The sequence below is a fragment of the Stenotrophomonas sp. YJH_SMC_48-3 genome, assembly GCF_059369375.1.
The window spans coordinates 38,066-63,148 of the sequence record NZ_JCAFSQ010000001.1 but is presented as its reverse complement, the minus strand read 5'-3'; the positions used below and the strand labels follow the sequence as shown (position 1 = coordinate 63,148).

24 protein-coding genes and 1 pseudogene are annotated in these 25,083 nt (G+C 67.5%); 9 read left to right on the top strand and 16 right to left on the bottom strand.

The genetic code is table 11. The annotated features are described in order from the left end of the window. Positions 1-28: 28 nt before the first annotated feature. On the top strand, positions 29-313 hold the full coding sequence (locus AC5P65_RS00265) for a DUF2782 domain-containing protein (protein WP_005411628.1): 285 nt from the start codon (positions 29-31) through the stop codon (positions 311-313). Positions 314-484: 171 nt separating this feature from the next. On the opposite strand, the gene AC5P65_RS00260 is transcribed toward AC5P65_RS00265, so the two are convergent. Continuing rightward, the gene (locus AC5P65_RS00260; protein WP_005420335.1) at positions 485-931 is read right to left on the bottom strand and encodes a universal stress protein; all 447 of its coding nucleotides are present in this window, start codon (positions 929-931) and stop codon (positions 485-487) included. Between the two features lie 183 nt (positions 932-1,114). On the opposite strand from AC5P65_RS00260, the gene AC5P65_RS00255 reads away from it, so the two are divergent. After that, positions 1,115-1,261, top strand: a complete 147-nt coding sequence (locus AC5P65_RS00255) for a hypothetical protein (protein ID WP_021203516.1) — start codon at positions 1,115-1,117, stop codon at positions 1,259-1,261. Between the two features lie 81 nt (positions 1,262-1,342). Here the strand turns inward: AC5P65_RS00255 and AC5P65_RS00250 are convergent, their stop codons facing one another. From AC5P65_RS00250 to rpmB, 6 genes are all read right to left on the bottom strand, one after another. Next, positions 1,343-1,897 (bottom strand): hypothetical protein, encoded by a 555-nt coding sequence (locus tag AC5P65_RS00250; RefSeq protein WP_111098831.1) that lies wholly within the window; start codon positions 1,895-1,897, stop codon positions 1,343-1,345. A gap of 120 nt (positions 1,898-2,017) precedes the next feature. Continuing rightward, complete coding sequence (uvrD, locus tag AC5P65_RS00245; RefSeq protein WP_111098832.1) at positions 2,018-4,210, bottom strand: DNA helicase II; 2,193 nt, start codon at positions 4,208-4,210, stop codon at positions 2,018-2,020. Positions 4,211-4,219: 9 nt separating this feature from the next. Continuing rightward, the gene (locus tag AC5P65_RS00240) at positions 4,220-5,641 is read right to left on the bottom strand and encodes an FAD/NAD(P)-binding protein (RefSeq protein ID WP_111102310.1); all 1,422 of its coding nucleotides are present in this window, start codon (positions 5,639-5,641) and stop codon (positions 4,220-4,222) included. A 45-nt stretch (positions 5,642-5,686) separates the two neighbouring features. Continuing rightward, positions 5,687-7,105: a cardiolipin synthase gene (cls, locus tag AC5P65_RS00235; protein ID WP_111098834.1), complete on the bottom strand. Its 1,419-nt coding sequence runs from the start codon at positions 7,103-7,105 to the stop codon at positions 5,687-5,689. Between the two features lie 237 nt (positions 7,106-7,342). Continuing rightward, positions 7,343-7,510, bottom strand: coding sequence for a 50S ribosomal protein L33 (rpmG, locus tag AC5P65_RS00230; RefSeq protein ID WP_169411268.1), 168 nt, complete (start codon positions 7,508-7,510; stop codon positions 7,343-7,345). 10 nt (positions 7,511-7,520) lie between these two features. After that, the gene (gene rpmB / locus AC5P65_RS00225; RefSeq protein ID WP_005411638.1) at positions 7,521-7,757 is read right to left on the bottom strand and encodes a 50S ribosomal protein L28; all 237 of its coding nucleotides are present in this window, start codon (positions 7,755-7,757) and stop codon (positions 7,521-7,523) included. Between the two features lie 281 nt (positions 7,758-8,038). On the opposite strand from rpmB, the gene AC5P65_RS00220 reads away from it, so the two are divergent. Next, positions 8,039-9,253, top strand: a complete 1,215-nt coding sequence (locus AC5P65_RS00220) for a glycosyltransferase (RefSeq protein WP_111098835.1) — start codon at positions 8,039-8,041, stop codon at positions 9,251-9,253. Positions 9,254-9,266: 13 nt separating this feature from the next. Here the strand turns inward: AC5P65_RS00220 and dnaQ are convergent, their stop codons facing one another. Then, positions 9,267-9,776, bottom strand: a complete 510-nt coding sequence (dnaQ, locus tag AC5P65_RS00215; protein ID WP_005411640.1) for a DNA polymerase III subunit epsilon — start codon at positions 9,774-9,776, stop codon at positions 9,267-9,269. Positions 9,777-9,941: 165 nt separating this feature from the next. Then, entirely contained in the window at positions 9,942-10,835 is an 894-nt protein-coding gene (locus AC5P65_RS00210; protein WP_111098836.1) for a LysR family transcriptional regulator, read from the bottom strand. Positions 10,836-10,943: 108 nt separating this feature from the next. Here AC5P65_RS00210 and AC5P65_RS00205 point away from each other — a divergent pair, with 108 nt between their 5' ends. Beyond that, positions 10,944-11,342, top strand: a complete 399-nt coding sequence (locus tag AC5P65_RS00205) for a RidA family protein (protein WP_021203524.1) — start codon at positions 10,944-10,946, stop codon at positions 11,340-11,342. Between the two features lie 66 nt (positions 11,343-11,408). Here AC5P65_RS00205 and AC5P65_RS00200 read toward each other — a convergent pair whose 3' ends face one another. After that, positions 11,409-12,029, bottom strand: a complete 621-nt coding sequence (locus tag AC5P65_RS00200; RefSeq protein ID WP_111098837.1) for a hypothetical protein — start codon at positions 12,027-12,029, stop codon at positions 11,409-11,411. Positions 12,030-12,155: 126 nt separating this feature from the next. On the opposite strand from AC5P65_RS00200, the pseudogene AC5P65_RS00195 reads away from it, so the two are divergent. From AC5P65_RS00195 to AC5P65_RS00175, 5 genes and pseudogenes are all read left to right on the top strand, one after another. Then, positions 12,156-12,248 (top strand): annotated as a pseudogene (locus AC5P65_RS00195) (RidA family protein); the annotation flags it as partial. 315 nt (positions 12,249-12,563) lie between these two features. Further along, positions 12,564-12,896 carry a hypothetical protein gene (locus AC5P65_RS00190; protein ID WP_111098838.1) on the top strand — a complete coding sequence of 111 codons (333 nt, stop codon included), beginning with the start codon at positions 12,564-12,566 and terminating at the stop codon, positions 12,894-12,896. A 56-nt stretch (positions 12,897-12,952) separates the two neighbouring features. Further along, positions 12,953-14,206 (top strand): TolC family protein, encoded by a 1,254-nt coding sequence (locus AC5P65_RS00185; protein WP_111098839.1) that lies wholly within the window; start codon positions 12,953-12,955, stop codon positions 14,204-14,206. Then, positions 14,203-15,408, top strand: coding sequence for an efflux RND transporter periplasmic adaptor subunit (locus AC5P65_RS00180; RefSeq protein ID WP_111098840.1), 1,206 nt, complete (start codon positions 14,203-14,205; stop codon positions 15,406-15,408). The genes AC5P65_RS00185 and AC5P65_RS00180 overlap by 4 nt, the downstream gene beginning before the upstream one ends. A gap of 10 nt (positions 15,409-15,418) precedes the next feature. Beyond that, positions 15,419-18,628, top strand: coding sequence for an efflux RND transporter permease subunit (locus AC5P65_RS00175; RefSeq protein WP_111098841.1), 3,210 nt, complete (start codon positions 15,419-15,421; stop codon positions 18,626-18,628). Positions 18,629-18,758: 130 nt separating this feature from the next. Here the strand turns inward: AC5P65_RS00175 and AC5P65_RS00170 are convergent, their stop codons facing one another. The 6 genes from AC5P65_RS00170 to AC5P65_RS00145 all read right to left on the bottom strand — a co-directional run bounded on the left by AC5P65_RS00170 (position 18,759) and on the right by AC5P65_RS00145 (position 24,989). Beyond that, positions 18,759-20,531 (bottom strand): DUF885 domain-containing protein, encoded by a 1,773-nt coding sequence (locus AC5P65_RS00170; protein WP_111098842.1) that lies wholly within the window; start codon positions 20,529-20,531, stop codon positions 18,759-18,761. A gap of 526 nt (positions 20,532-21,057) precedes the next feature. Beyond that, positions 21,058-21,405, bottom strand: coding sequence for a lipid-A-disaccharide synthase N-terminal domain-containing protein (locus AC5P65_RS00165; protein ID WP_058979230.1), 348 nt, complete (start codon positions 21,403-21,405; stop codon positions 21,058-21,060). Next, entirely contained in the window at positions 21,405-22,127 is a 723-nt protein-coding gene (locus AC5P65_RS00160; RefSeq protein WP_111098843.1) for a glycosyltransferase family 2 protein, read from the bottom strand. Before AC5P65_RS00160 ends, AC5P65_RS00165 begins: the two co-directional genes overlap by 1 nt. A gap of 90 nt (positions 22,128-22,217) precedes the next feature. After that, positions 22,218-23,183 (bottom strand): NAD-dependent epimerase/dehydratase family protein, encoded by a 966-nt coding sequence (locus AC5P65_RS00155; protein ID WP_019661750.1) that lies wholly within the window; start codon positions 23,181-23,183, stop codon positions 22,218-22,220. A gap of 85 nt (positions 23,184-23,268) precedes the next feature. Continuing rightward, a complete protein-coding gene (locus AC5P65_RS00150) occupies positions 23,269-24,192 on the bottom strand; it encodes a ParB/RepB/Spo0J family partition protein (RefSeq protein ID WP_005411652.1) in 924 nt (307 codons plus the stop codon). Further along, positions 24,192-24,989: a ParA family protein gene (locus AC5P65_RS00145; protein WP_019661751.1), complete on the bottom strand. Its 798-nt coding sequence runs from the start codon at positions 24,987-24,989 to the stop codon at positions 24,192-24,194. Before AC5P65_RS00145 ends, AC5P65_RS00150 begins: the two co-directional genes overlap by 1 nt. Between the last annotated feature and the right edge of the window lie 94 nt (positions 24,990-25,083).

The window sequence follows — 25,083 nt, the reverse complement described above, 5'->3', positions numbered from 1 at the left end:
GGCTCTCTCCAGGCAAAGGCCCCCGCCGATGAAGACCCTGATGCTGGCTTCCCTGCTCCTGCTCGCTGGCTGCGCCAGCATGGGTGGCGCAGGTGCTCCCCCGGTGGACGTCAAGGGCGCCGATGTCTCCAAGCGCACCATGGACAACGGCGATGTCATCGAGGAATACCGTGTGTCCGGCCAGCTGCGCATGGTCAAGGTGACGCCGTCGCGCGGTGCCCCGTTCTACATGTACGACAAGAACGGCGATGGCCGATTCGACAACGACAAGGACGGCGTGTCGCCGGTGTACTGGAAGCTGTACAGCTGGTGAGGTGACCGGGGTTGTGACCGGGGTCGGATCCCTTTCCACAGGAAAGGGCTCTGACCCCCTCGAAGCCATCGGCACGGCCGCCGATCCCCCCACAAAAAAACAACGCCGGCGCGCATCCTGCGGCCGGCGTCGGGTCCCCTCCCCGGGAACGCTTGAATCAGTGGGTGTGGATCAGCGGATGACCAGCACCGGCAGCGTGCTGCGCGCCAGCACCTCGGCAGTCTGGCTGCCCAGAAGTACCCGGGTCACGCCCCGGCGGCCGTGCGAGGTCATCACGATCAGGTCGCTGTTGCGCTCGGCCGCCGTCTCGATGATGCCGTCGGCCGCGTAGCGGTCCAGCACGTGCACCGGGTTGGCGGTGATGCCCTGCTCGGCGGCCTTGGCCAGCGCCGGCTGCAGCACCTTCTGCGCGCCTTCCTCGCGGTCGGCCTTGTATTCCGGACTGTTCATGTAGCCCACGCTCCAGCCCATGGCGTCGTACATGCCGACGGCCCACGGCTCGGAGACAGTCACGATATCGACCTCGGCATTGAGGTCCTTGGCCAGCTCCAGGCCCTTGGCCAGGCCCTTGTCGGCCAGCTCGGACCCGTCGGTGGCAATCAGGATGCGCTTGTACATGGTGGGGCTCCGTGGCGGTCTGCCAGATGGGAACGCCACCATTGCACACCGGATGTGGAGGCGGCGCCTTGAGCAGGATCAATCCGGCGCCGCGCAGCGGCGTGTGCGCACCGCCGGCTTGCGTACCCACTGACCGCGGCGCATGCTGACCAAGCGGTATCGGGCCGCCCTGGGAGAACCCGCATGCAGGACAGCAAGCCGACATCACAAAGCACCCTCAGGATCATCCTGTGGAGCCTCAGCGCCGCCTTCGTGCTGTTCTGCGGCGGCTATTACCTGGGCAAGGATCTTGCCCAGCGCGACAACGCCCGGCAGTCAGCCGGCCGATAACCTGCTCCTGTAGAGCCGAGCCCATGCTCGGCTGCGGACGAAGCAGCCAAGCATGGGCTCGGCTCTACATCAGGCCCACCCTCAGGCGATCTGCACCACGCGTGCGTTCTGGCACAGCGGATAGCTGGCCACGAATTCGGCAATCGCATCGCGCATCGCCTCGAACGATTGGCCGTACATGTACAGCGCGGTCTCGCTCGGGCCCTGCCACCAGCTGCAGATCTCACCCAGGCCGTCGATGTTCCCGGACAGCTGCTCGAACACGTGGTTGGAATCGCACTGTTCGTAGACCTCGTCCGGCAGGTTCAGGCCATCCAGGTAGATGCCCAGGCCCTCGGTCACGCCGAAGCTGCGATCCGCTTCGCCTGCCCCCTGGATCTTCGACCCCTTCGGCGCACCCAGCTGCTCCAGCAGGTCGATCAGCTTCGGCACGCCACTCGCATCGACCAGCGCCACTTCGATGTCGCCGTATTCGACCTCACCCAGATCGGACATCGCAGTGCCGCCGCCGGTGAGCTCGCCCACCTGGGCCGCCTGCAGCAACGCGTCAAGCGGATCCTCGAACAGCTCGTGGCGATGCTCCGGCTGCAGCCGGGCGTTCAACTTCACGGTGACGTGCAGCGTGGGTTCGGTCATGGGGCGTTCCTGGAAGAAGTGCCGCCTATTGTAGAGCCGAGCCCATGCTCGGCTGCTTTTGGCGGTACAAGCAGCCGAGCATAGGCTCGGCTCTACAGGTATCCCGCCGCTCGACGGTGATCAGATCACCGTCAGGTTGGCGTAGGCCATCACCAGCCACTTGCTGCCGGCGTCGGCGAATTCGACCTGCACGCGGGCGTGTGCGCCGCTGCCTTCGTAGTCGGTCACCATGCCTTCGCCAAACTTGGGATGGGTAACCAGCGCGCCGAGCTTGACCGGCGGTGCCTCGATCGAGGCATGGCCCATCACCCGGCTGGCGCCCATCGAGGCCGGTCGCGAGACCTGCACCTTCGGGCGGACTTCGTGCAGCAGCTCGCGCGGAATCTCGCGCAGGAAGCGCGACGGCAGGCTGTAGTTGTCCTGGCCATGGATGCGGCGCGATTCGGCATAGCTCAGCACCAGCTTCTGGCGCGCGCGGGTGATGCCGACGTAGGCCAGGCGGCGCTCTTCTTCCAGACGCCCGCTTTCCTCCAGCGAACGTGCGCTGGGGAACAGGCCTTCTTCCAGGCCGGCCAGGAATACCAGCGGGAATTCCAGGCCCTTGGCCGAGTGCAGGGTCATCAGCTGCACGCCGTCCTCGCCCGCCTGCGCCTGGCCTTCACCGGCCTCCAGCGCGGCGTAGGCCAGGAACGCGACCAGCTCGTCCATGTCCTCGCCCACTTCCTCGATGTCGTCGGCGCGGCGCACGAAGCGCGAGGCGACCGAGACCAGTTCGTCGAGGTTGTCGGTGCGCGATTCCGAGTCCAGCGAATTGCGGCTTTCCTTGCTCCAGTGCTCGCGCAGCTGCGAGCGGGCCAGCACGTGGTCCACGCGCTCGGCCAGCGTCATGTGCACGGTCTGCGCCTGCAGCTCGTTGACCAGCCCCAGGAAGCCGGCCAGTGCATTGCGCGCACGTGCGGCCAGCGCGCTGCCCTGGGTGACCAGCATCGTCGCTTCCCACAACGAAATGCCCTGCGCACGCGCCTCGCGGCGCACTTCGTCCAGCGTGCGGTCGCCGATGCCCCGGGTGGGCGTGTTGACCGCGCGCTCGAAAGCGGCGTCATCATTGCGGTTGGACAGCAGGCGCAGGTAGGCCAGCGCGTCCTTGATTTCGGCACGCTCGAAGAAGCGCATGCCGCCATACACGCGGTACGGCACCTGCTCGCTCAGCAGCGCTTCTTCCAGCGCGCGCGACTGCGCGTTGCTGCGATAAAGCACGGCCACTTCGGTGTAACTGCCACCGTCGCGCACCCACTGGCGGGCGCGCTCGACGATGTAGCGCGCCTCGTCCATCTCGTTGTACGCGGCATACAGGTCGATCGGCTCGCCGTCGCCGCTGTCGGTCCACAGCTGCTTGCCGATGCGCTCCGGGTTGTGCGCGATCACCGCGTTGGCGGCGCCGAGGATGTTGGCGGTGGAGCGGTAGTTCTGCTCCAGGCGGATGGTCTGCGCACCCGGGAAGTCGCGCAGGAAGCCCTGCACGTTCTCGACCTTGGCACCGCGCCAGCCGTAGATGGCCTGGTCATCGTCGCCGACCACGAACACGTGGCCGGAATCGCCGGCCAGCACGCGCACGAAGGCGTACTGGATGGCGTTGGTGTCCTGGAACTCGTCCACCAGGATCTCGCGGAAGCGGGCGCGGTAATGCGCCAGCAGGGCCGGGTTGTCGCGCAGCAGTTCATGCGCGCGCAGCAGCAGCTCGGCGAAGTCGACCAGGCCGGCGCGGTCGCAGCGCGCCTGGTATTCGATGTAGGCCTGGCGCATGGTTTCCAGCCACGCGTCGTGCGGTTCGGGCTGGATGTGCTGCGGGCGGCGGCCCTCGTCCTTCTGCGCGTTGATCCACCACGCGATCTGCTTGGGCGGGTACTTGCCGTCGTCCAGCTCCAGCGCCTGCACCACGCGCTTGACCAGCCGCAGCTGGTCGTCCGAGTCCATCACCTGGAAGCCTTCTGGCAGCTTGGCGTCCTGCCAGTGCAGGCGCAGCAGGCGGTTGGCCAGGCCGTGGAAGGTACCGATCCACATGCCACGGCTGCCATGGGGCAGCTGGGCGTCGATGCGGTGGCGCATCTCGCCGGCCGCCTTGTTGGTGAAAGTCACCGCGAAAATGCCGTGGGTCGGCACGCCATCGACTTCATGCAGCCAGGCGATGCGGTGGGTGAGTACGCGGGTCTTGCCGGAACCGGCACCGGCCAGCACCAGGTGGTGGCCGGGAGGAGCGGAGACGGCTTCGCGCTGGGCCGGGTTCAGGCCATCAAGCAGGTGGGAGACATCCATGCCCCCATTTTACGGCATCGCCGTCGCGGCTCCTGCGACCACTTGGGTGGCCAGTGCCTGGGCCTGCTGACGCAGTTCAGGCACCGCCAGGCTTTCCCACAGGCTGCCGATGCGCAGGCTGCCGAGTACGCCCAGCCGTGCCTGCGACTGGCCACCGGCCGCACGCAGGCGGTCGCCCGGCACCGTGCTGTCCAGGCCCAGCCCATGCGGGCCGGGGCGGGCCAGGCCATCGGCCTGCAGCTGCTGCAGCAGCGGATTGCGCAGCGCGCTGGCGCGGGTTTCCACGCCGGTGGCGTTGATCACCCCGCTGATCGTCCAGTGCTGTTCATTGCCGTTGGCATCGCGACCCGACAGCCGCAGGGCATCGCCTTCGCGGCCGACGGATTGCAGGCGGGACCGGTGAATGCGCAGTTGGCCGCTTTCGGTCAGCGCCTGCAGCTGTGCGTCGACCTCTTCGGCGATGCGGTGGCGATGCACGTCCCAGTAGCGCACCACATGGCGCAGGAAACAACGCTGGTCGGCCTCGTCGAGGCTGCACCACAGCGCCTGCCCGTGCGGACGGATGCGGTCCATCACGCCCTGCCACGGCAGGCCATCGGCCTGCGCTTGACGGGCGAAGCCACGCAGCGCACGCAGGCGCTGGCGCAGGTTCATCGGCAGCAGCACCGCCGGATCGAAGCTGGGCAGGCCGCCGTGCGCGTGCGGCAACGGCAGCAGGCCATGGCGCGAGATCACATGCAGCGGGCCGGTATGACCGGCGGCGACCAGCGCCAGCACGGTGTCGGCCATGCTCAGGCCGGAGCCGACAATGGCCACGGCCTGGTCGCCGGCCAGGGTACGCACACCGTCGTAGTCCCAGGCCTCGATCACGTCATCGGCGGGCAGTGCGTCGGCACCGGCCACCGGCAGCGGCCGCATGCTGTTGCCGGTGGCGAGCACCGCCTGCGCGGCATGCAGCGTGCTGCCATCGCCGAGTGTCAACTGGTAGCCGTGGTCATCCGGCTGCAGGCCCAGTACCGGCTGCGCGATCACCTGCAGCTGCGCCGGGCTCGCCGCGGCGGCCTCCTGCAGGCGCTGCTGCAGGTAGGCAGCAAAGTAATGGCGACACACGTAACGCTCGCCCAGCACCTCGCGCGCCTCGCCCGGGTAGGCGTTGGCGGCCATCAGGTAGTCGAGGAAATCGCCAGGCTGGTCGGCAAACGCACTCATCTTCGCCGCCGGCACGTTCAGCAGGTGCTCCGGCCACGGCGTGGCATAGGCGATGCCCTGCGCCAGCTGCGAAGCCGGTTCGAAGATGGCCAGCGCCAGCGGCGCCTGGGCCTGGCGCAACACCTGGATCGCCACCAGCACCCCGGCCGCACCACCACCGATGATTGCCAGGTCCAGTTCGCCATTACGCGGTGAATCAGTCATGCGCCGATTGTAGGCCATCGGCGATGACGGGCCGGGTTGCCGAAGCGGGCGGTTGCCGCCGTTTCACATCAACGCATCGGCCAGCCGTGCGATGCCTTCGCGGCTGCGCCGCCACGTGGGGCGGCTGCGCCACTGCTGCAGGTCCAGCTGCCGCGACTCACGCAGGTAGCCGTCCTCGATCGCGCACAGCTGCTGCACCAGCGCGTGGTCGTAGCAGATCAGGCCGATCTCGGCATTCAGCGCGAACGAACGGATATCCATGTTGATCGAGCCGAGTACGGCGATGTCCTCGTCCACGCTCATGTGCTTGGCGTGCAGGAACTGCGGTTCGTACAGCGCGATGCGCACGCCACAGCGCAGCAGCTCGTCGTAGTAGGCCTCCTGCGCCCATGACGTCAGCCGCTGGTTGTTGCTGGCCGAAAGGATCAGTTGCACCTGCACGCCGGACAAGGCCGCAATGCGCAAGGCGCTCAGCGTGGCTTCGTCGGGCACGAAATACGGGGTGACCATCACCAGCCGGCGCCGCGCCAGGTGGATCAGCGCCGCCACTGCATCGCGTGCGTTGCTGTAGGGATAGGCGGGACCGCTGGGCAGCAGCTGGGTGGCGATGTCGTCGCTGCACTCGGGCACATCGGCGATCACGTCCAGGCGCTGGCCGGTTTCCATGTACCAGTCGCTGGCGAACACCGCTTCCAGATGCGCCACGGCCGGGCCACGCACGCGCGCCACCAGCTCGCGGTTCGGGTGGCCGGGCACGAACTGCGGACCGGCCAGGTTCTGCGAACCGACATAGGCCACTTCGTTGTCGATCACCGCTATCTTGCGGTGATTGCGCAGGTCCATGCGCCCGCTGCGGCGCCAGCGCAGGCCACCGGGCAGCATCGCGCGCACTTCGATGTCGCGCGCTTCCAGGCGCTTGCGATAGGCGCGCAGGCCGCGCTTGGCGCCTACTGCGTCGAGCAGCACGCGGCATTGCACGCCACGTGCAGCCGCACGCTGCAGCGCCTCGACGATCGCCTCGCCCACCGCGTCGTCGAACATCAGGTAGTACAGCAGGTGCACGCGGTCTTCGGCCTGGTCGATGTCGGCGATCAGCGTGTGCAGCGATTCGTCGTAGTCGGTCAGCAGATCGACGGCGTTGCCGTGCACCGGCATGAAATCGCCCTGGCGCTGCACCAGCGGCACGATCTCGGCGCTGGCGGTGTCCGGCTGCGGGGTCCAGCGCAGGCGATGCTGCAGCGCCTGTTCCTCGCGGATGACCTGCGAGGCCTCGGCCTGGCGGCGGATGCGCTCGCGCGACAGCCACGGGTGGCCGAACAGCAGGTACAGCGGCAGGCCCAGCAGCGGCACGAAGCCCACCAGCAGCAGCCAGCTGCGCGCCGCCCCCGGCGTGGTGCGGGTGGGAATCCAGCACAGCGCGACCAGCCGGATCAGCCAGTCGATCAGCAGCAGATACGAACCCAGCAACCACTCGAACAGCATCGCGTCGCCCGTCGGGAGGTGATGGGCCATTCTGCCCAGCAGGATTTGTAGAGTCGAGCCATGCTCGACTGCCTTTCGAACCGACGGCAGAGAGCCAGCGTGTCGACCAGGGTCGACAGCTACCGGGTGCGGGGAGAGCGTGCCGACCAACGGTCGGCACCCACCACCTGGATGCCAGGCATGAAAAAACCCGCCACAAGGGCGGGTTTCTTCGCGGGGATCAGCAATCCGTGCGGATTACTTGATCTTGCCTTCCTTGTACAGGACGTGCTTGCGCACGACCGGATCGTACTTCAGGAATTCCATCTTCCCCGGGGTGTTCTTCTTGTTCTTGTCGGTCGTGTAGAAGTGGCCGGTACCGGCCGAGGAAATCATACGGACCTTATCGCGCTTGCCTGCCATGATGCTTTACTCCTCAGACCTTTTCGCCGCGCGCACGCAGCTCAGCCAGAACGGAATCAATGCCGTTCTTGTCGATGGTGCGCAGTGCATGCGCGGAAACACGAAGCTTGACCCAGCGGTTCTCGCTGGCCACCCAGAAACGGCGCTCGTGCAGATTCGGCAGGAAACGACGACGGGTCTTGTTGTTGGCGTGCGAGACGTTGTTACCCGTCTGCACTCGCTTGCCGGAAACCTGGCATACGCGGGACATTGCGCACCTCGATAGTAGTAGTTGTCAGCCCGTAGCCCGGGCGACGGCGGCCTCGATGGTTGCCCACCACACGTCAAGAGAATCAAAGGGTTACGCTGGCGTTGGGCGGCCGGGGACGTGCTCCCGGGGGCGCCGCCCGGTAGAAAACCGGACACAGCGAGCCGCGCATTATGCACGGGTTCAAGCACTTGCGCAAGTTGCCCACAGGCGGGGACTGAACCGGCAGGGCCGGGGGCACTCCGCCAACCGGCATACTGGCCCGGATCACTGCGGAGCTTTCCATGCGGCTGCTGGCCCTGACCTACGGAACCGAAGGCGATACGCGCCCGCTGGCCATGCTCTGCCATGGGCTGATCGGCGCAGGCCACGCGGTGACACTGCTGGCCGATGGCGGCACCCTGGGCAGCGCGCAGGCCTTGGATGTGCCCCACGCGGCCCTTGAGGGTGACATCCATGACGACGTGGTCGCCCTGGTGTCGCGTGGCAACGGTGTTGCCGCCGCCAGGTCCGGTCTGGCACGGATGGCGCTGCAGCATGTCAGCGGCTGGATGCGCCAGGCCGATGCGGCTGCCGAAGGCTGCGATGCGATTCTGACCGGCGGACTGGCGGCCTTCGTCGGCATGAGCGTGGGCGAACGCCGCGGAATGCCGGTCATCGGCACCGGCATGATCCCGCTGACCCCGACGCGGGCCTTCCGCTCTCCGTTCCTGCCACCGGGACGCTCGCCGGGCTGGTTGAACCGCGCCAGCTATGGGCTGGTCAACGGCCTGATCTGGCGCCAGTTCCGCCGGCCGATCAACGCGGCACGCCAGCAACTGGGGCAATCGCCGCGCCGCGCGTTGTGGTCCGGCCTGCCGATGCTCTATGGCATCTCGCCGCAGCTGCTGCCGCCACCGGCGGACTGGCCAGCCGACCACATCGTCTGTGGCCAGTGGCGGCTTCCTGATGCGCCGTGGAAGCCCCCGGTCGATCTGCAGGCCTTCCTCGATGCCGGGCCGCCGCCGGTGTACCTGGGCTTTGGCAGCATGACCGGGTTTGATCGCGAGCGCGTGCTGCCGGCCCTGCTGCAGGCGCTGGCGCCACGCCGGGTGCTGCTGTTTCCGGGGTGGGCCGGGCTGCCGACGGGCGCGCTGCCAGCAGATGTGTTCGTGCTCGGCCCGACGCCACACGAAGCACTGTTCCCGCATTGCGCACTCGCCATCCACCATGGTGGCAGCGGCACCACGCATTCGGCCTGCCGCGCCGGCATTCCCTCGCTGGTGATGCCGTTCGCCGCGGATCAGTTCTTCTGGGCCGATCGCCTGCATCGGTTGGGCGTGGCACCGGCACCGTTGTCATCGAAGCGACTGGATGCAGCAACGCTGGCGGCAGCCATCACCTTCGCTGAAACCGACGCAACACGCGCACGCGCGGCAGCCCTGGGCGCGGCGATGAGCCATGAGGACGGGGTGGCACGTGGGGTGGCAATGATCGAGCGCTGGTTGCGGCCGGTGTAACAGCGGCCAGGCCTCAGCGCAGGTGCGGAATCACCTGCGCCAGCAGATGGGCATCCTTGAGCGCGCCGTGCAGGCCGCGCTGGCTGGGAATGCGCAGGCGCTGCAGCACATCATCCAGCTTGTTGCCTTGGCCCGGCCAGCGCCCGCGCGCCAGCTTCAGGCTGCAGGTGATGCGGCAGTGCTGGGCCAGCGTGCCGGGGATACCGGACAGACGCAGCTCGTTGTCCAGGAAGCCCACATCGAAGGTGGCGTTGTGCGCGACCATCTCGCTGCCGCGCAGGAACTCCAGCAGTTCGGCCGCCTTGCTGGAGAACAGCGGCTTGCCCACCAGCATCGCATCGCTGATGCCGTGCACGCGCTGTGCGCCCCAATCCACCTTGCGCTGCGGCTGCAGGTAGGTGTGGAACTGGCGACCGGTGAGCTGGCCATCGATCAGCTCGACGGCACCGATTTCGATCACCCGGTGCCCCAGGCGGTGGGAGATGCCGGTGGTTTCGGTATCCAGTGCGACGATGCGACTCATGCGTGACGCTGTTTCCTTTTGCGTGCTGTGGTGATTTTCGCATGCCTGCAGCAGGAAGCCCTCCCTGTAGCCGAACCCGTGCTCGGCTCACGCGCGAAGCGCGGGCCTTGAGCGTTGGAGCGAGAAGCAGCCGAGCGTGGGCTCGGCTCTACAGGTGCGTGTGCATCACCCCAACGCTTCCACCACCCAATCGATGAACACCCGCAGCCGCTGGCTCATGTGCCGGTTCGGCGGGAACATCACGTGCATCGGCATCGGTGGCAGCTGCCAGTCCTGCAGCAGCGGCAGCAGTTCGCCACGCGCCACGTGCGGCGCGGCCATGTAGCTGGGCAGCGCGACCACGCCCAGCCCCGCCAACGCAGCGGCCAGATAGGCATTGCCGTCATCGAAGCCAACCGTATAGCGGCCCTGCACTTCTACGCGCTCCTCGCCGCGCTGCGCGCTGAACACCCGGGCCCGCCCACTGCGCGGGCTGAGGAAGCCGACCATGTGGTGGTCGGGTCCTTCCAGCGCGCGTGGGTCGGTCGGCAGGCCGAAGCGCTGCACATAGCCGGGGCTGGCGTGGAAACCGATCGACAGCGCGCCGAGCGGCCGCGCCACCAGTGCCGGATCGGCCGGGGTGCCGCCGCGGATCACGCAGTCAACGTTGTCGGCGATGACGTCGACCTCGCGGTCACTGACGCCGATGTCCAGCTGGATCTCCGGGTAACGCGCCTGGAAATCCGGCAGTGCGGGTACCAGCCGCAACCGCGCGTAGGGTCCGGGTACATCAACCCGCAGGCGGCCGCGCGGCTGGCTGGCCGCGTCACCCAGCCCGCCCTCCACCTCTTCCAGCTCGGCCAGCAGGCGGGCGATGCGCGGGTAGTAAGCCGCGCCATCGGCGGTGACGCTGACCCGTCGGGTGGTGCGGTTGAGCAGGCGCAGCCGCAGGTGTGCCTCCAGCTGCTGCACCAGCTGGGTGACCGTGGTGCGGCTGATCTGCAGGGTCTGCGCGGCGCGGGTGAAGCTGCCGGTTTCCACAACCCGGGCAAAGGCCCGCATCGCCTCGAAACGGTCCATGGCGGGCCATGATTGTTTGGGATTGGCAATCAATCTAGGCTGATCATCGCGGTTTATCCAGACAGCACTGGCGCGGAGGATGGCGTTCTCTCCCACGGATTCCTTCCCATGTCACAGCGTGATGTCGTTTTCCCCACCGGCCGCCAGGCCCTGTACGAGCGCAACCGCTACTCGCCGGCGATCCGATCCAATGGCTTCCTGTTCGTCTCCGGCCAGGTCGGCAGCCGCGAAGACGGCTCGCCCGAGCCGGATTTCGAGGCGCAGGTGCGCCGCGCCTTCGAGAATCTCAATGCGGTGTTGGCTGCCGCAGGCTGCACGTTCGATGACGTGATCGACGTGACCGTGTTCCTGGTCGACCCGGAGAAGAACTTCGAGAAGGCGTGGGCGATCGTGCCCGAGTACTGGGGCGAGGCGCCGCACCCGACCCTGACCGGCATCGGTGTGACCTGGCTGTATGGGTTCCAGTTCGAGATCAAGGTGATCGCGAAGCTGCCTGCAGACCGGTAGTGCCGGCCGCTGGCCGGCAACGTGGGCGATGGCCTTCGCTCGCCTGCTTTCAGGTCGTCGGGTGAGTCAGATCGGCTTGATTCGCGGCCATTCCGCATCAGTGGTATCGACAAATTCAACGCCGCTGAGACTATCGCCAACGTAAGCGCGAAAGGCCTCCGAGCAGATCAACGTGTTGCTGGAGCCTTCCATTTTTTCAAGCCGGAACAAGTGTTCATTGAAGGAGCTTTTCACGCGCAGCTTCTTGATCCTGCGAGACTCTCCATACTTGCTATACGCCATCTGGTTTTCCTCAGAGGCGACGGAGGAGAGGCAGGTCTCATGGAAGATGATGGCACTGTACTCGCTCTTTGAAGTCGTCCATCCCTTCTCTGAAATATGAGGAATATCCCTGAAGTCGACCATCTTTACATCAAATTTCAGGCAAGCGGCCAAGAACTTCCGGCTTGCAATGTAGAGGTGCGAACAGATACGGATGATGTCCTGGGAATGGCTGGCCTCAGGGCCAACCAGCACCATGGTGTCTGTGAAGACCCGCGCCGTGTCAGTTCTGGCCCTGGCGTACCAAGGGAATCGGCCGTAGGACACGGCAGGATGGAAAGGATAGAACCTGTCGTGAAGCTGGGCGTCCAGATCGCACGAGGGGCATCCCGGCGGCTTTGCTTGGCATAGCGCGTAGTAGTTCATCGAGTCGATTCTCTGGGGTTCTGCGGCGTGTTGCCGGAATTTTCCCGGCCCCGGCCTTTCCCACCAAGAGCCAATCCCGACAAGCAGGCGTTGGTGCGCATGGATTGGAGCCGGTGCGATCTGCCAGGCAACGTCCGCCTCCCGACCCTGACCGGTATCGGCGTGACCTGGCTGTATGGGTTCCAGCTCGAGATCAAGGTGATCGCGAAGCTGCCGTGACACGGGTAGTGCCGGCCGCTGGCCGGCAACGTGTCGGGGGTCGAAAAGCGTGTCGACCAAGGTCGACACCTACCAGGGCGGCTGGTCGCGCGAAAGCAGCCGAGCGTAGGCTCGGCTCTACAGACGCGCAGCCCGGTGTCCGACCCCACGGGCCGAAAGGCGTGCCGACCAAGGTCGGCACCCACAAGGGCAGGAAATCGGCACCCACCAGGGCAGAAGGTCCCACGCCGGCCACCTGAACGGGAGATTCCGACGTATTCCCGAAGCGGCCATTGATATTGTATCCGGCGAAAACCGCTTGCTAGCCTCCCCTTCATGCGCTGGATCACCCGCCACCTCCGTTCGACCCTGCTGATGCTGCTGATGGCGGCATTCGTGGTCGTGCCGGTGGCCGACGCGCTGGCGTGCACGGTGGAACCGCACGCCAGCACGGTGCATGTGGAGTCCGCACCGGATTCCGATGGCGACAGCGACGGCAAGCATGTCAGTGCCTGTGGCCACAACCACTGCCACCATTCGAACCTGAGCCTGCCGGCACACACGCTGGCCGCGTTCGGGGCGCCGCTGCCGGCGCGCTGGATGAGTGCTGGCGATGCGGCGGCCTATGCGGTTGCCCAGGATGAATTGACGCGTCCACCCCGGGCGTGAGTTGAGCGCGTCCCGCGATTGCGGGCTCCCGTTTCACTCACAACCGGAATCCCCCTATGTCGATCCTGACACCTCGGTCGCCGCGTGCGGCCGGGCTGGTCGTCGCCGTGTTGCTGGGCCTGGCCCCGGCGGCATCGGTGATGGCGCAAGCCGCCCCCTCCTACGACACCCTGCTTGAACGCCTGGACCAGCTGCCCGGCACTCGTGTGGGCACGGCACTGGCTGAGGCCGCCGATGCGCGCGCCGACCAGGCCCGTGCGCTACCCAACCCCTCCCTTTCCTGGTCGGCCGAAAACGCCTGGGGCTCCGGCACCTACCGCGGCATGGGCAAGGCCGACACCGTACTCACCCTGTCCCAGCCGCTGGAGGTCTGGGGCCAGCGTGGCGCGCGCGTTCGTGCCGCCCGTGCCGAGGCCCAGGCGGCCAACCTGCGTGGCGCGCAGAGTCGCAGCGACGTGGCCAGCCAGCTGGCGGTGGTCTATGCACAGGCGGAAAGTGCACTGCGCCGCTACACCCTGGCCGAGGAAGCACTGTCACTGACCCGCGATGACGCCAACGCCGTCAACGCCATGGTCAAGCAGGGCCGCGAACCACAGCTGCGCGCGGTGCAAGCGCAGAGCGAAGTAGCCAATGCCATGGCGTCGCTGGATGAAGCACAGGCGTTCCGCGATGCCGCGCTGGCCCGCCTGGCCGGTGCTGCACTGCTGGATGCGCCGGTGCAGTCGATCGACAACAGCCTGCTCGACCGCGCACCACCGCTGCCGCGCGGTGCCACCGATACCGCACTGGCAGTGCGCATTGCCGAAGCCGAAGCCGATGCGGCGAGCAAGCTGGTCGACGTGGAGCGCAAGCGCGCCCTGCCCGACCTCAGCGTCACCGCCGCACAGACCCGCTTCCGCGAAGGCGGCGAGCGTGCCTACAACCTCGGGCTCAGCCTCAGCATCCCGCTGTTCGACCGTAACCGCGGTGGCATCCGCGCCGCCAATGCCGACCAGCGCGCGGCCGAGGCACGCCTGGACCAGCAGCGCCGCGACAGCGAGGCCGCACGCCTGTCCGCCGTGGCCGGGCTGAAGGCGGCCGGCAGCCGCACCCGTGCCGCCGATGAAAGCGTGGTCGCCGCCGAAGAGGCCTACCGCCTTGCACGCATCGGCTTCGACGCCGGACGCATCTCGCAGCTGGAACTGCGCAGCACGCGCAGCGCCCTTATCGCCGCCCGCGCCGCCGCCGTGGATGCGCGCCTGTCGCGCGTCGGCGCGGAAATCGATCTTGCCCGCCTCGAAGGGCGCGCACCTTTTGTGGAGGCCCCATGACTCTCTCCCGTACCTTCCCGCTGATCGGCGGCGTGCTGCTGACCGTGCTGCTGGCCGGCTGCGCCGGCAATGCGCAGACACCTGCAAATGAAGACCCCGCCGCGGCCAAGGCCGGCACCGACGATGGCCATGGCCACGCGACCGACAGCAAGGAAGCCAAGGCGGAAGCCGCCAAGGCGCCGGCTGGCGCCGATGAAGGCGTGGTGCCGCTGACCCCGGAGCAGATCAAGGCGTCCGGTATCGAGGTGGTCGCCATCGGCCGCGGTGGCGGTGGCTCGACGCGCCTGTCCGGCCGCGTCGAGCCGTCGGTGGGCGCACGTGCCTCGGTGGCGTCGACCGTTACCGGCCGCGTCGAACGCGTGCTGGTCGCACCGGGCACCGCAGTGAAGCAGAACCAGGCCCTGGCCATCGTGGTCAGTGGCGAAGCGGCGGTGTTCCGTGCCAATGCGCTGGCCGCCTCGGCCGAAGCCGAGGCCGCGCGCCTGGCCTATGGCCGCGACAAGGCGCTGGTCGACCAGGGCGTGGTCGCGCGCCAGGAGATGGAAGCCTCGCGCGCACGTTCGCTGGCGGCACAGGCCCAGGCCGCTGCCGCGCAGGCCCAGGCCGCCGCCAACGGCGCGCCCGATGCCAGTGGCCGCGTGCGCATCACCAGCCCGGTGGCCGGCATCGTCGGTAACGTGCAGGTCACTCCGGGCGGTGTGGTCGCCGCCGGCAGTGCAGTCGCCGATGTCGCCGACCCGTCGATGAACGAGCTGGTGTTCACCGCACCGCCGGCGCTGGCTGCACAGGTCACGCCGGGCATGAAGCTGGAAGTGAGTGTGCCGGGGGGCAGCTTCACCGCCACCGTCACCGGCTCGGCCGCCGATGTCCGCCAGCAGGGGGGCGTCGCGGTGATCCGCGCCACGCCGGTCGATGCGCCACTGCCGCCGGCCGGTTCGCCGGTGTCAGCCGTGGTGGTCACCGAAGGCCAGGACGGTTCGCTCAGCGTGCCCGCCGATGCGGTGCAGAACGTCGATGGCAGCAGCGCGGTGTTCGTCGCCGTCGAAGGCGGCTTCAAGGCGCAGCCGGTCCTGGCCGGGCGCCGTGCCGGTGACCGCATCGAGATCCTCGGTGGGTTGAGCGGCAGCGAACGCATCGTCGGTGCCAACGCCTTCCTGCTCAAGGCCGAACTGGCCAAGGGCGAAGCCGAGCACGGCCACTGAGGAGGCGACCATGTTCAAGCTGATCATTGAAACAGCGGTGCGCCACCGCTGGCTGGTGGTGTTCATGGCCGCGCTGATCGCCGCCGTGGGCCTGTTCCAGCTCGGCAAGCTGCCGATCGACGCGGTGCCGGACATCACCAACCGCCAGGTACAGATCAACACGGTGGCGCCGGCGCTGACCCCGGAGCAGATCGAGCGGCAGGTGACCTATCCGCTGGAAACCGCGCTGGCCGGCATTCCCGGCCTGACCACCACCCGTTCGCTGTCGCGCAATGGCTTCTCGCAGGTCACCGCGATCTTCACCGATGCGACCGACATCTACTTCGCCCGCCAGCAGGTGGCCGAACGCATGCGCGAGGCATCGGAGGACCTGCCCGATGGTGCGTCGCCGATGCTGTCGCCGGTCACCACCGGCCTCGGCGAGGTGCTGATGTGGACGGTGGACTTCACCGCGTTCGATCCGGCCAAACTGGCCAAGCCCGGTGAAGCCGGCTGGCAGGCCGGCGAGGTCTACCGCACGCCGGAAGGCAACCTGCTGCGCACGCCGGAAGAGCGCGCGACCTACCTGCGCACCGTGCAGGACTGGATCATCGCGCCGCAGATGCGTTCCAGCCCGGGGCTGGCCGGCGTCGATACGGTCGGCGGCTATGTGAAGGAATACGGTGTGCACCCGGACAGTGCCAAACTGGCCGCGCACGGCCTCGGCCTGGCCGACCTGGTCACTGCCCTGCAGCGTTCCAACGTGCAGGCTGGTGCCGGTTTCGTACAGCGTGCCGGTGAGGGCCTGGTGGTGCGGGCCGATGGCCTGGCGCTGACCACCGACGACCTGGCACAGGCGCCGGTGGCGACCCGCAATGGCGTGGTGGTGCGCGTGGCCGATGTGGCCGACGTCGACCTGAGCCGCGCGCCGCGCCTGGGTGCGGCCAGCCGCAACGGCCACGAGGCCGTGCTCGGCACTGCGCTGATGATCGCCGGTGGCAACAGCCGCACCGTGGCGCAGGCCGCTGCGGCGCGCCTGGAACAGGTGAACAAATCGCTGCCGGCCGACATCGTGGCCGCGCCGGTGCTGGACCGTAGCGTGCTGGTCAATTCCACCATCAAGACCGTGGCCAGGAACCTCACCGAGGGCGCGCTGCTGGTAGTGGTGGTGCTGTTCCTGCTGCTGGGCAATCTGCGTGCGGCGACGATCACCGCGCTGGTGATTCCGCTGTCGTTCCTGTTCGCAGTGATCGGCATGAACCGCTTCGGCATCAGCGGCAACCTGATGAGCCTGGGTGCGTTGGACTTCGGCATCCTGGTGGATGGCGCGGTGATCGTGGTCGAGTCGACCCTGCTGATGCTGGGCCAGCGCCGCGCCGAACTGGGCCGTGCGCTGACCGCGATGGAACGCCTGCGCGTGGCCGCCGATTCGGCGCTGAAGATGGCGCGCCCGGCGGCGTTCGGCCAGCTGATCATCCTGCTGGTGTTCGCGCCGATCCTCACCCTGGAAGGCGTGGAGGGCAAGACGTTCCACCCGATGGCGGCGACCTTCATGCTGGCCCTGGTCGGTGCCTTCCTCTTCTCTTTCACCTTCGTGCCGGCGATGACGGCGCTGCTGGTGCGCGAGCCCAAGGTGAAGGAAGGCGATGCGCATGCGGACGACGGCGAGCACGAGACCAGGCTGATACGCGTGCTGCGTGCGCGCATCGAGCCGGTGATCCGCAAGGCCGTGGCGCATCCGCGCACGGTAGTGGCCAGTGCGGTGATGATGGTGGTGGTGGGCATCGGCTCGTTCTCGCTGCTGGGCCGCGAGTTCATGCCGACGCTGGACGAAGGCAACGTGGCGATGCAGGCCCTGCGCGTGCCATCGACGTCGCTGGAGCAGTCACTGGCCATGCAACTGGCGTTGGAGAAGGTGATTGCCAAGCAGCCGGAAGTGGAAACCGTGTTCTCGCGTACCGGTACCGCCGAGGCGGCGATCGATCCGATGCCGACCAATATCTCCGACAGCGTGATCGTGCTGAAGCCGCGCAAGGACTGGCCCGATCCGAAGCTGGACAAGGAAGCCCTGGTGGCGCGCTTCGAGAAACTGGCCGGGCAGCAGCTGGGCAACAGCTTCGAGTTCAGCCAGCCAATCGAGCTGCGCTTCAACGAGCTGATTTCCGGCGTGCGTACCGACCTGGCCGTAATGATCTTCGGCGATGACTTCAGCCAGCTGCAGAAGGTGGCCGACCAGGTGGCGTTGAAGCTGCGCGCGGTGAACGGCGCGGCCGACGTGCGGGTGGAACAGATCTCCGGCCTGCCTACGCTCAACGTAGCGATCGATCACGTGGCGGCGGCGCAGTACGGGCTGACCGCTGCGGACGTGAGTGATGCGCTGTCCACCGGCATTGGCGGCACTGCGGCCGGCAAGATCTTCGAAGGTGATCGCCGCTTCAACGTGGTGGTGCGCCTGGACGATGCCTCGCGCAACGATCCGGACCAGCTCGCGTCACTGCCGATCGCCACGCCGTCAGGGCTGGTGATTCCGCTGTCGTCGGTGGCGCGCATCACGGTGAGCGAAGGGCCGAACCAGATCAGCCGCAACAATGGCAGCCGCCGTGTGGTGGTGCAGGCCAATGTGCGTGGCCGCGACCTGGGCGGCTTCGTCGGCGAGGCACAGGCAGCGGTGGCCGGCGTGGCACTGCCGCCGGGTGCCTACCTGACCTGGGGCGGTCAGTTCGAGAACCTGCAGCGCGCGGAGAAGCGGCTGGCGACGGTGGTACCGGTGGTGTTCCTGCTGATCGGCAGTCTGCTGTTCATGGCGCTGCGCAGCGGCAAGGAAGCCATTCTGGTGTTCAGCTGCGTGCCTTTGGCGCTGGTCGGCGGCATCCTCGCGCTGCTGCTGCGTGGCATGCCGTTCTCGGTATCGGCGGCGGTGGGCTTCATCGCGGTATCCGGCGTGGCGACCTTGAACGGCTTGGTGTTGATGCAGGCGATCCGCGAGCGCCTCGACGCCGGCGACCTGCCGCTGCAGGCGGCGATCAACGGTGCCTCCAGCCGCATCCGCGCGGTGCTGACCACGGCGCTGGTAGCGATCGTCGGCTTCATTCCGATGGCGATTGCCAGCGGTTCCGGTGCGGAGGTGCAGAAGCCGCTGGCGACGGTGGTGATCGGTGGCCTGATCACCGCCACCGTGCTGACCCTGCTGGTGCTGCCGACGTTTGCCGCACGCGTGGCCAAGCCGCGGGCGGTGGGGTGAGGTGAGAGGGGGTCGGAGCCCCGCCCTTCGGGCGGGGCTCTGACCCGATCGCATCACGCTCGCCGGGCATGGCCCGGCGCTACCACCGCGCATTCTGGTAGCGCCGGGCCATGCCCGGCGACGCGTCGGGTCAGGCCTTCTTGCGTTCGGCGATGTAGGCCTGGATCTGCTGTTCCAGCACCGGCAGCGGCACCGAGCCCTGCTTGAGCAGGGTGTCGTGGAAACCCTTGATGTCGAACTTGTCGCCCAGCTCCTTCTCGGCCTGCGCACGCAGGCGCACGATGGCGATCTCGCCCAGCTTGTAGCTCAGCGCCTGGCCCGGCCAGGAAATGTAGCGATCCACTTCGGTGGTCACTTCATGCTCGCTCAGCGCGGTGTGGTCACGCAGGTAGGCCAACGCCTGCTCGCGGGTCCAGCCCTTGCTGTGCACGCCGGTGTCGATCACCAGGCGCGCAGCACGCCACATCTCGTAGGTCAGACGGCCGAAATCCTCGTACGGGGTTTCATAGATGCCCATTTCCACGCCCAGCTTCTCGCAGTACAGCGCCCAGCCTTCGCCATAGGCGGAGATGTAGGCGTTGCGGCGGAACTCGGGCAGGTTCTTCTGCTCGGCGGCGATGGCGCCCTGCAACGCGTGGCCCGGATCGGACTCATGCAGGGTCAGTGCCGGCAGGTTGTACAGCGGGCGCGACGGCAGGTTGTAGGTGTTGAGCCAGTAGGTGCCCATGCCACCGCGGCCGGCGGTCCAGAACGGCGCAATGTCCGGCGGCACCGGCACGATGGTGAAGCGGGCGCGTGGCAGCGTCATGTACTTGCCAAGCTGGCCATCGGCGCGCTTGGAGATCCACGCGGCACGCGACAGCAGCTCCTCCGGCGTCTTGGCGTAGAACTGCGGGTCGGTACGCAGGAAGGTCAGGAATTCGGCGAAGCTGCCCTTGAACTTCACCTGCTTGATGATGTCGTTCATTTCCTTCTGGATGCGTGCGACTTCATCCAGGCCGATGCGGTGGATCTCGTCCGGCGACAGGTCCAGCGTGGTGTATTCGTGGATCTGCTGCTTGTAGTACGCCTTGCCGTCGGGCATCGCTTCGGCGGCCAGGGTGGTGCGCGCCTGCGGCACGTACTCGTTGACGAAGAAGGTGCGCAGCTGCTGGAACGCCGGCACCACCTTGCCGCTGATCGCTTCACGCGCCTGCGCCTGCAGCCTGGCCTGTTCGGCCGCCGGAACGGTGTTGGGCAGCTTCTTGAACGGCGCGTACAGTGGCGACTCGGTCGGGTCCTTCAACTCGGCGACGGTGGCGATGGACACCTCGCGGCCATCGAGCACCGCGCGCGGCACGCTGAAGCCACGCTTCAGGCCGGCGCGCATGTTCTCTGTCTGCTGCCCGAAATAGCGCGGCACATCGTTCAGCCGTGCGATGTAGTTCTGGTAATCCTGCACGGTCTTCATCTCGCGCCGGGCCATGAAGGACAGGTTGGACCAGAACGAGGAGTCGGCGTTGAACGGCATCTCGTAGCCGCGCAGGCGCACCTCTTCGGCGAGGTTGAACACCTGGTCGCGGTAGATCGCGTAGTTGACCTGGTTGTCGGGCGACAGGGTCTTCGGGTCGATCTTCTTCAGCGCGGCCAGGGTCTCGTCCCACACCTTCAGGCGCGCCTGCTGCGCGGCCGGGCCGACGTCGGGCATGCGGGTGGCATTGGCCGGGGCGTCCTCGTCCTCGCTGGCCTCGCCGCCGCCATCCTGGCGCCACTTCCATTCCTTCTCGTACACCGCACGGAAGGCGGCATCCGCGGGCGATTCGGTGGCCACGCTGGCCGACGCGGCGGTGGCGGGCGGTGCAGCCAGCGCCACAGCGGGGGCGGACAGGGCGAGCAGCAGGGCAACGGCAAGACGGGTTTTCACGAGCACAGGTTCCCGGGAAGGCAGACCCCGATCATGGCACCGCCCACGGTCCAAGGCATGGGACGAAGGTCCTGCCTGCGCAGCAGGCAGGACCGGGAACCGCCCGCAGGCCGGGGACCCAGCGGCGCAGGCGCGTGGTAGAGCCGACTGTCAGTCGGCTGCTCTTCCGCCACATGCAGCAAAGCCCGCGCTCCGCGCGAAAGTCGACTGACAGTCGACTCTACCCACGGCGGGCAGGACCGGGCCCCGGCCGAAGGCACGTAGTAGGCCGACTGGGTAGAGCCGACTGTTAGTCGGCTGCTCTTCGGCCAAACGTGGCAAAGCCCGCGCTCCGCGCGAAAGTCGACTGACAGTCGACTCTACCCACAGCAGGCAGGACCGGGCCCCGGCCGAAGGCGCGTGGTAGCGCCGACTGGGTAGAGCCGACTGTTAGTCGGCTGCTCTTCCGCCAAACGTGGCAAAGCCCGCGCTCCGCGCGAAAGTCGACTGACAGTCGACTCTACCCATGGCAGGCACCCCGCAGGCCTCAGTGGCTGGCCTTGTCGCGCTTCCAGCCGCGGTGCTTGATGTCCAGGTGCAGGCTGTACAGCGCGGTGAACGCCGGGAACAGGTTCTGCAGCACACCCACCGAGTCCTGCTTGGCCGAGAACAGGAAGTAGCTCAGCGTCATCAGGCTGCCGATCACGCTCATGTACCAGAACAGGCGCGGGATGACGGGCTTGCCGGCACGCTTGGAGGCGATGAACTGGACCAGCCAGCGGCCGCCGAACATCAGTGCGCCGGTGTAACCGATCAGCTTCCAGCCGGTTACATGCAGGCCGGTCCAGTACAGCCAGGTCAAGGGCTGATCCAGCCAGTGAAGCTCCAGATCCATCAGCGCTCCTCCACCGCGGTGCGCTTGCTTCGGGTGATCAGCCAGGCCACGCCACGCAGATCGCGGATGCCGACCAGCGCACGGCCGAGGTTGTTGTACTTGGACACGCCAGCGGTACGGTGGCGGTGGTTGACCGGCACACTGGTGGTCTTCCAGCCGGCGCGCTGCATCAGCGCCGGCAGATAGCGGTGCATGTGGTCGAAATACGGCAGGTCGAGGAACGCGCTGCGTTCGAACAGCTTGATGCCGCAACCGGTGTCGGGGGTGTCGTCGCGCAGCATGCGCGCACGGATGGCATTGGCCCAGCGACTGGCCCAGCGCTTGCTGCTGCTGTCCTGCCGGTTGACGCGCCAACCGGCGAACAGCTTCACCTGCGTGTCGGCGGCGTCGCGTGCGGCGAGCAGCTTGGGAATATCGGCCGGATCGTTCTGGCCATCGCCATCCAGGGTCGCGATCCACGGCGCCCGCGCATGCTTGACGCCGGTGCGCACCGCCGTGCTCTGCCCGCTCTGGTTCACATGGTGCAGCACGCGCAGTTCCGGGGTGGTTGCCTTCAGCCCCTGCAGCACCGCCAGGGTGTCATCACGCGAGTGGTCGTCGATGTAGACGATCTCGAACGGGACTCGGCCACGCAGCGCAGCGGTGATTTCGGCGACCAGCGGGGCAACATTGTCGCGCTCGTTGAACACCGGGACGACAACGGAAAGCTCGGGTTGGCTCATAAGGCACTCGGCCAAAGGGGGGACAAAGACCGCGCATTCTCCGAAACCGAGGTTATCCGAAGATGAACCCGGCGGCGTGAGGATCCGTCCTCAGGCGCGATCGCCAAAATACTCGCGGCACCACAGCACCACAGGCGGCAGGCCTTGTTCGATCGGGGTCACCGCATCGAAGCCGAAAGCGTCATGTGCGCGCCGGGTATCGGCCATCGTGCGCACCATGTCGCCCGGCTGCATGGGCTTGTAGACCTTCTGCGCAGGGCGGCCGGCCGCCTGCTCGATCACGCTGATGAAGCGCTCCAGCTCGACCGGCGTATGGTTGCCGAGGTTGAACACCCGGTGCGGCACCGGGCCGTCGGCCGGATGCGCGAGGGCACCGAGGATACCGGACACGATGTCGGAGACATGTGTGAAATCGCGCTGCATGCGGCCTTCGTTGAACACGTCGATCGGCCGACCGGCCAGCACCGCGCGCGAGAACAGCAGCGGTGCCATGTCCGGCCTGCCCCACGGGCCATACACGGTGAAGAATCGCAGCCCGGTGGCATGCAGGCCGTACAGCTGTGCGTAGGTGTAGGCCATCAGCTCGTTGGCCGCCTTGGTCGCCGCGTACAGCGAGCGCGGCTGGTCCACGCGCTGGTCCTCGGAGAACGGCGGCGTGGCCGAGTCGCCATACACCGAACTGCTGGAGGCATACACCAGGTGCTGCACGCCACGGTGGCGGCACAGCTCGAGCATGTTGACGAAGCCGACCAGGTTGCTGTCGACGTAGGCCTGCGGGTTTTCCAGCGAATAGCGCACGCCGGCCTGTGCAGCCAGATGGATCACGGCGGTCGGCTTCACTTCGTCGAACAGCGCGGCCAGGCCTTCGTTATCGGTCAGGTCCAGCGTGCGCAGGTCCAGCGCCGGGCACAGCGCGGCCACGCGGTCACGCTTGATCTGCGGGTCGTAGTAATCGTTGAAGTTGTCCAGACCGACCACGGCCTGGCCGGCCTCCAGCAGCGCGCGGGCGGTGTAGGCACCGATGAAGCCGGCAGCGCCGGTAAGCAGGATGGTCATCGCGGGTCTCGATCAAAGCACCCCGCTGCCATCGGCGTGGCCGACGTCGCGGGGATGCGTCGGCCGGCGTGATGTGGCGCCGGGTTCAGCCCTGGCGCGTACGCAGCTTTTCCAGCACGCCGTCCAGGGTGTCCAGATCGGTGTAGTGGATGATCAGCTTGCCCTTGCCGCCACGGCCGTGGTTGATCGCCACCTTGGCACCCAGCGCTTCGGACAGTTCGGTTTCCAGCGAGGCGATGTCGGCCTGCTGCACCTTCGGCGTCGCCACCGGGCGGTTGCTCGGCACCTTGCCGGCGGCGAAGGCCTGCGCACGGCGCTCGACCTCGCGCACCGACCAGCCTTCATCGGCCGCTTCCTGCGCCAGCTTGCCGGCCAGCTCGGGAGCCAGGGTCAGCAGCGCGCGGGCGTGGCCCATTTCCAGGCGGCGGGTTTCCAGCAGCAGCCGGATCGCCACCGGCAGCTCCAGCAGGCGCAGCAGGTTGGACACCGCCGCGCGCGAGCGGCCGACGGCCTCGGCGGCCTCGGCATGGGTCAGGGTGAACTCGCTGATCAGGCGCTGCAGCGCCTCGGCTTCTTCCAGCGGGTTGAGGTCTTCGCGCTGGATGTTCTCGATCAGCGCCATCGCGATGACGGTGCGGTCTTCCAGCTCGCGCACCACCACCGGCACTTCGTCCAGCCCGGCCAGCTGCGATGCGCGCCAACGGCGTTCACCAGCGACGATTTCGTAGTTGCCCGCCGGCAGCTGGCGCACCAGGATCGGCTGGATCACGCCCTGCGACTTGATCGAGTCGGCCAGCTCGGACAGCTTGCCCTCGTCCATCTCGCGGCGCGGCTGGTACTTGCCCGGCTGCAGCTGGCCGACCGGCAACTTGCGCAGCACTTCACCCGGCAGCGGCTCGATCACCGCGGTGGTGGCCTGCACCTGGCTGACCGCGCCCTTCGGGCCCAGCAGCGCGTCCAGGCCACGGCCGAGGCCTCGCTTCTTGGCTGCCGGCTTGCTGCTGGTCATCAGACGGTCTCCACGGCCTTGCCGGCCTTGTTGCGTTCGTTGTTGCGGCGGATGATCTCGCCGGCCAGGCCCAGGTAGGCCACGCCACCGCGCGAGGCGCGGTCGTAGCCGACGATGCTCTGGCCATGGCTGGGTGCCTCGGCCAGGCGCACGTTGCGCGGCACGATGGTGCGGAACACGCGGTCGCCGAAGTGCTCGGTGAGCTCGGCCGAGACCGCATTGGCCAGGTTGTTGCGCACGTCGAACATGGTGCGCAGCACGCCTTCGATCTCCAGCGCGGGGTTCAGGCTGGTGCGCAGCGCTTCGATGGTTTCCACCAGCGCGCTCAGGCCTTCCAGTGCGTAGTACTCGCACTGCATCGGCACGATCACCGAATCGGCGGCGGCCAGCGCGTTGAGCGTCAGCAGCGACAGCGCCGGCGGGCAATCGATCAGGATGTAGTCGTACTCGTCGCGGATCGGCGCCAGCGCGCGCTTCAGCCGCTGCTCGCGCTCGCTCTGGCCCATCAGCTGGATCTCGGCGGCGGTCAGGTCGATGTTGCCCGGCAGCAGGTCGTAGCCTTCGGCGGTCTGCACGCGCACATCGGCGGCGCTGTTCTCGCCCAGCAGCAGATCGCAGGTGGAGGCCGCCAGCTCACGCTTGTCCACGCCGCTGCCCATGGTCGCGTTGCCCTGCGAGTCCAGGTCGACCAACAGCACGCGCTTGGGTGCGTTGGCCAGGGAAGCGGCCAGGTTGACGGCGGTCGTGGTCTTGCCGACGCCACCCTTCTGGTTGGCGATGGCGATGATGCGGGCCATGCGGGTGTGCCTCGTCGACGGATGGTTGGGACCGGTCATTATGCGTACAACCGGCCCCTTGCGGAAATCGTGGATCGCCAACCCGTTGTTCCAC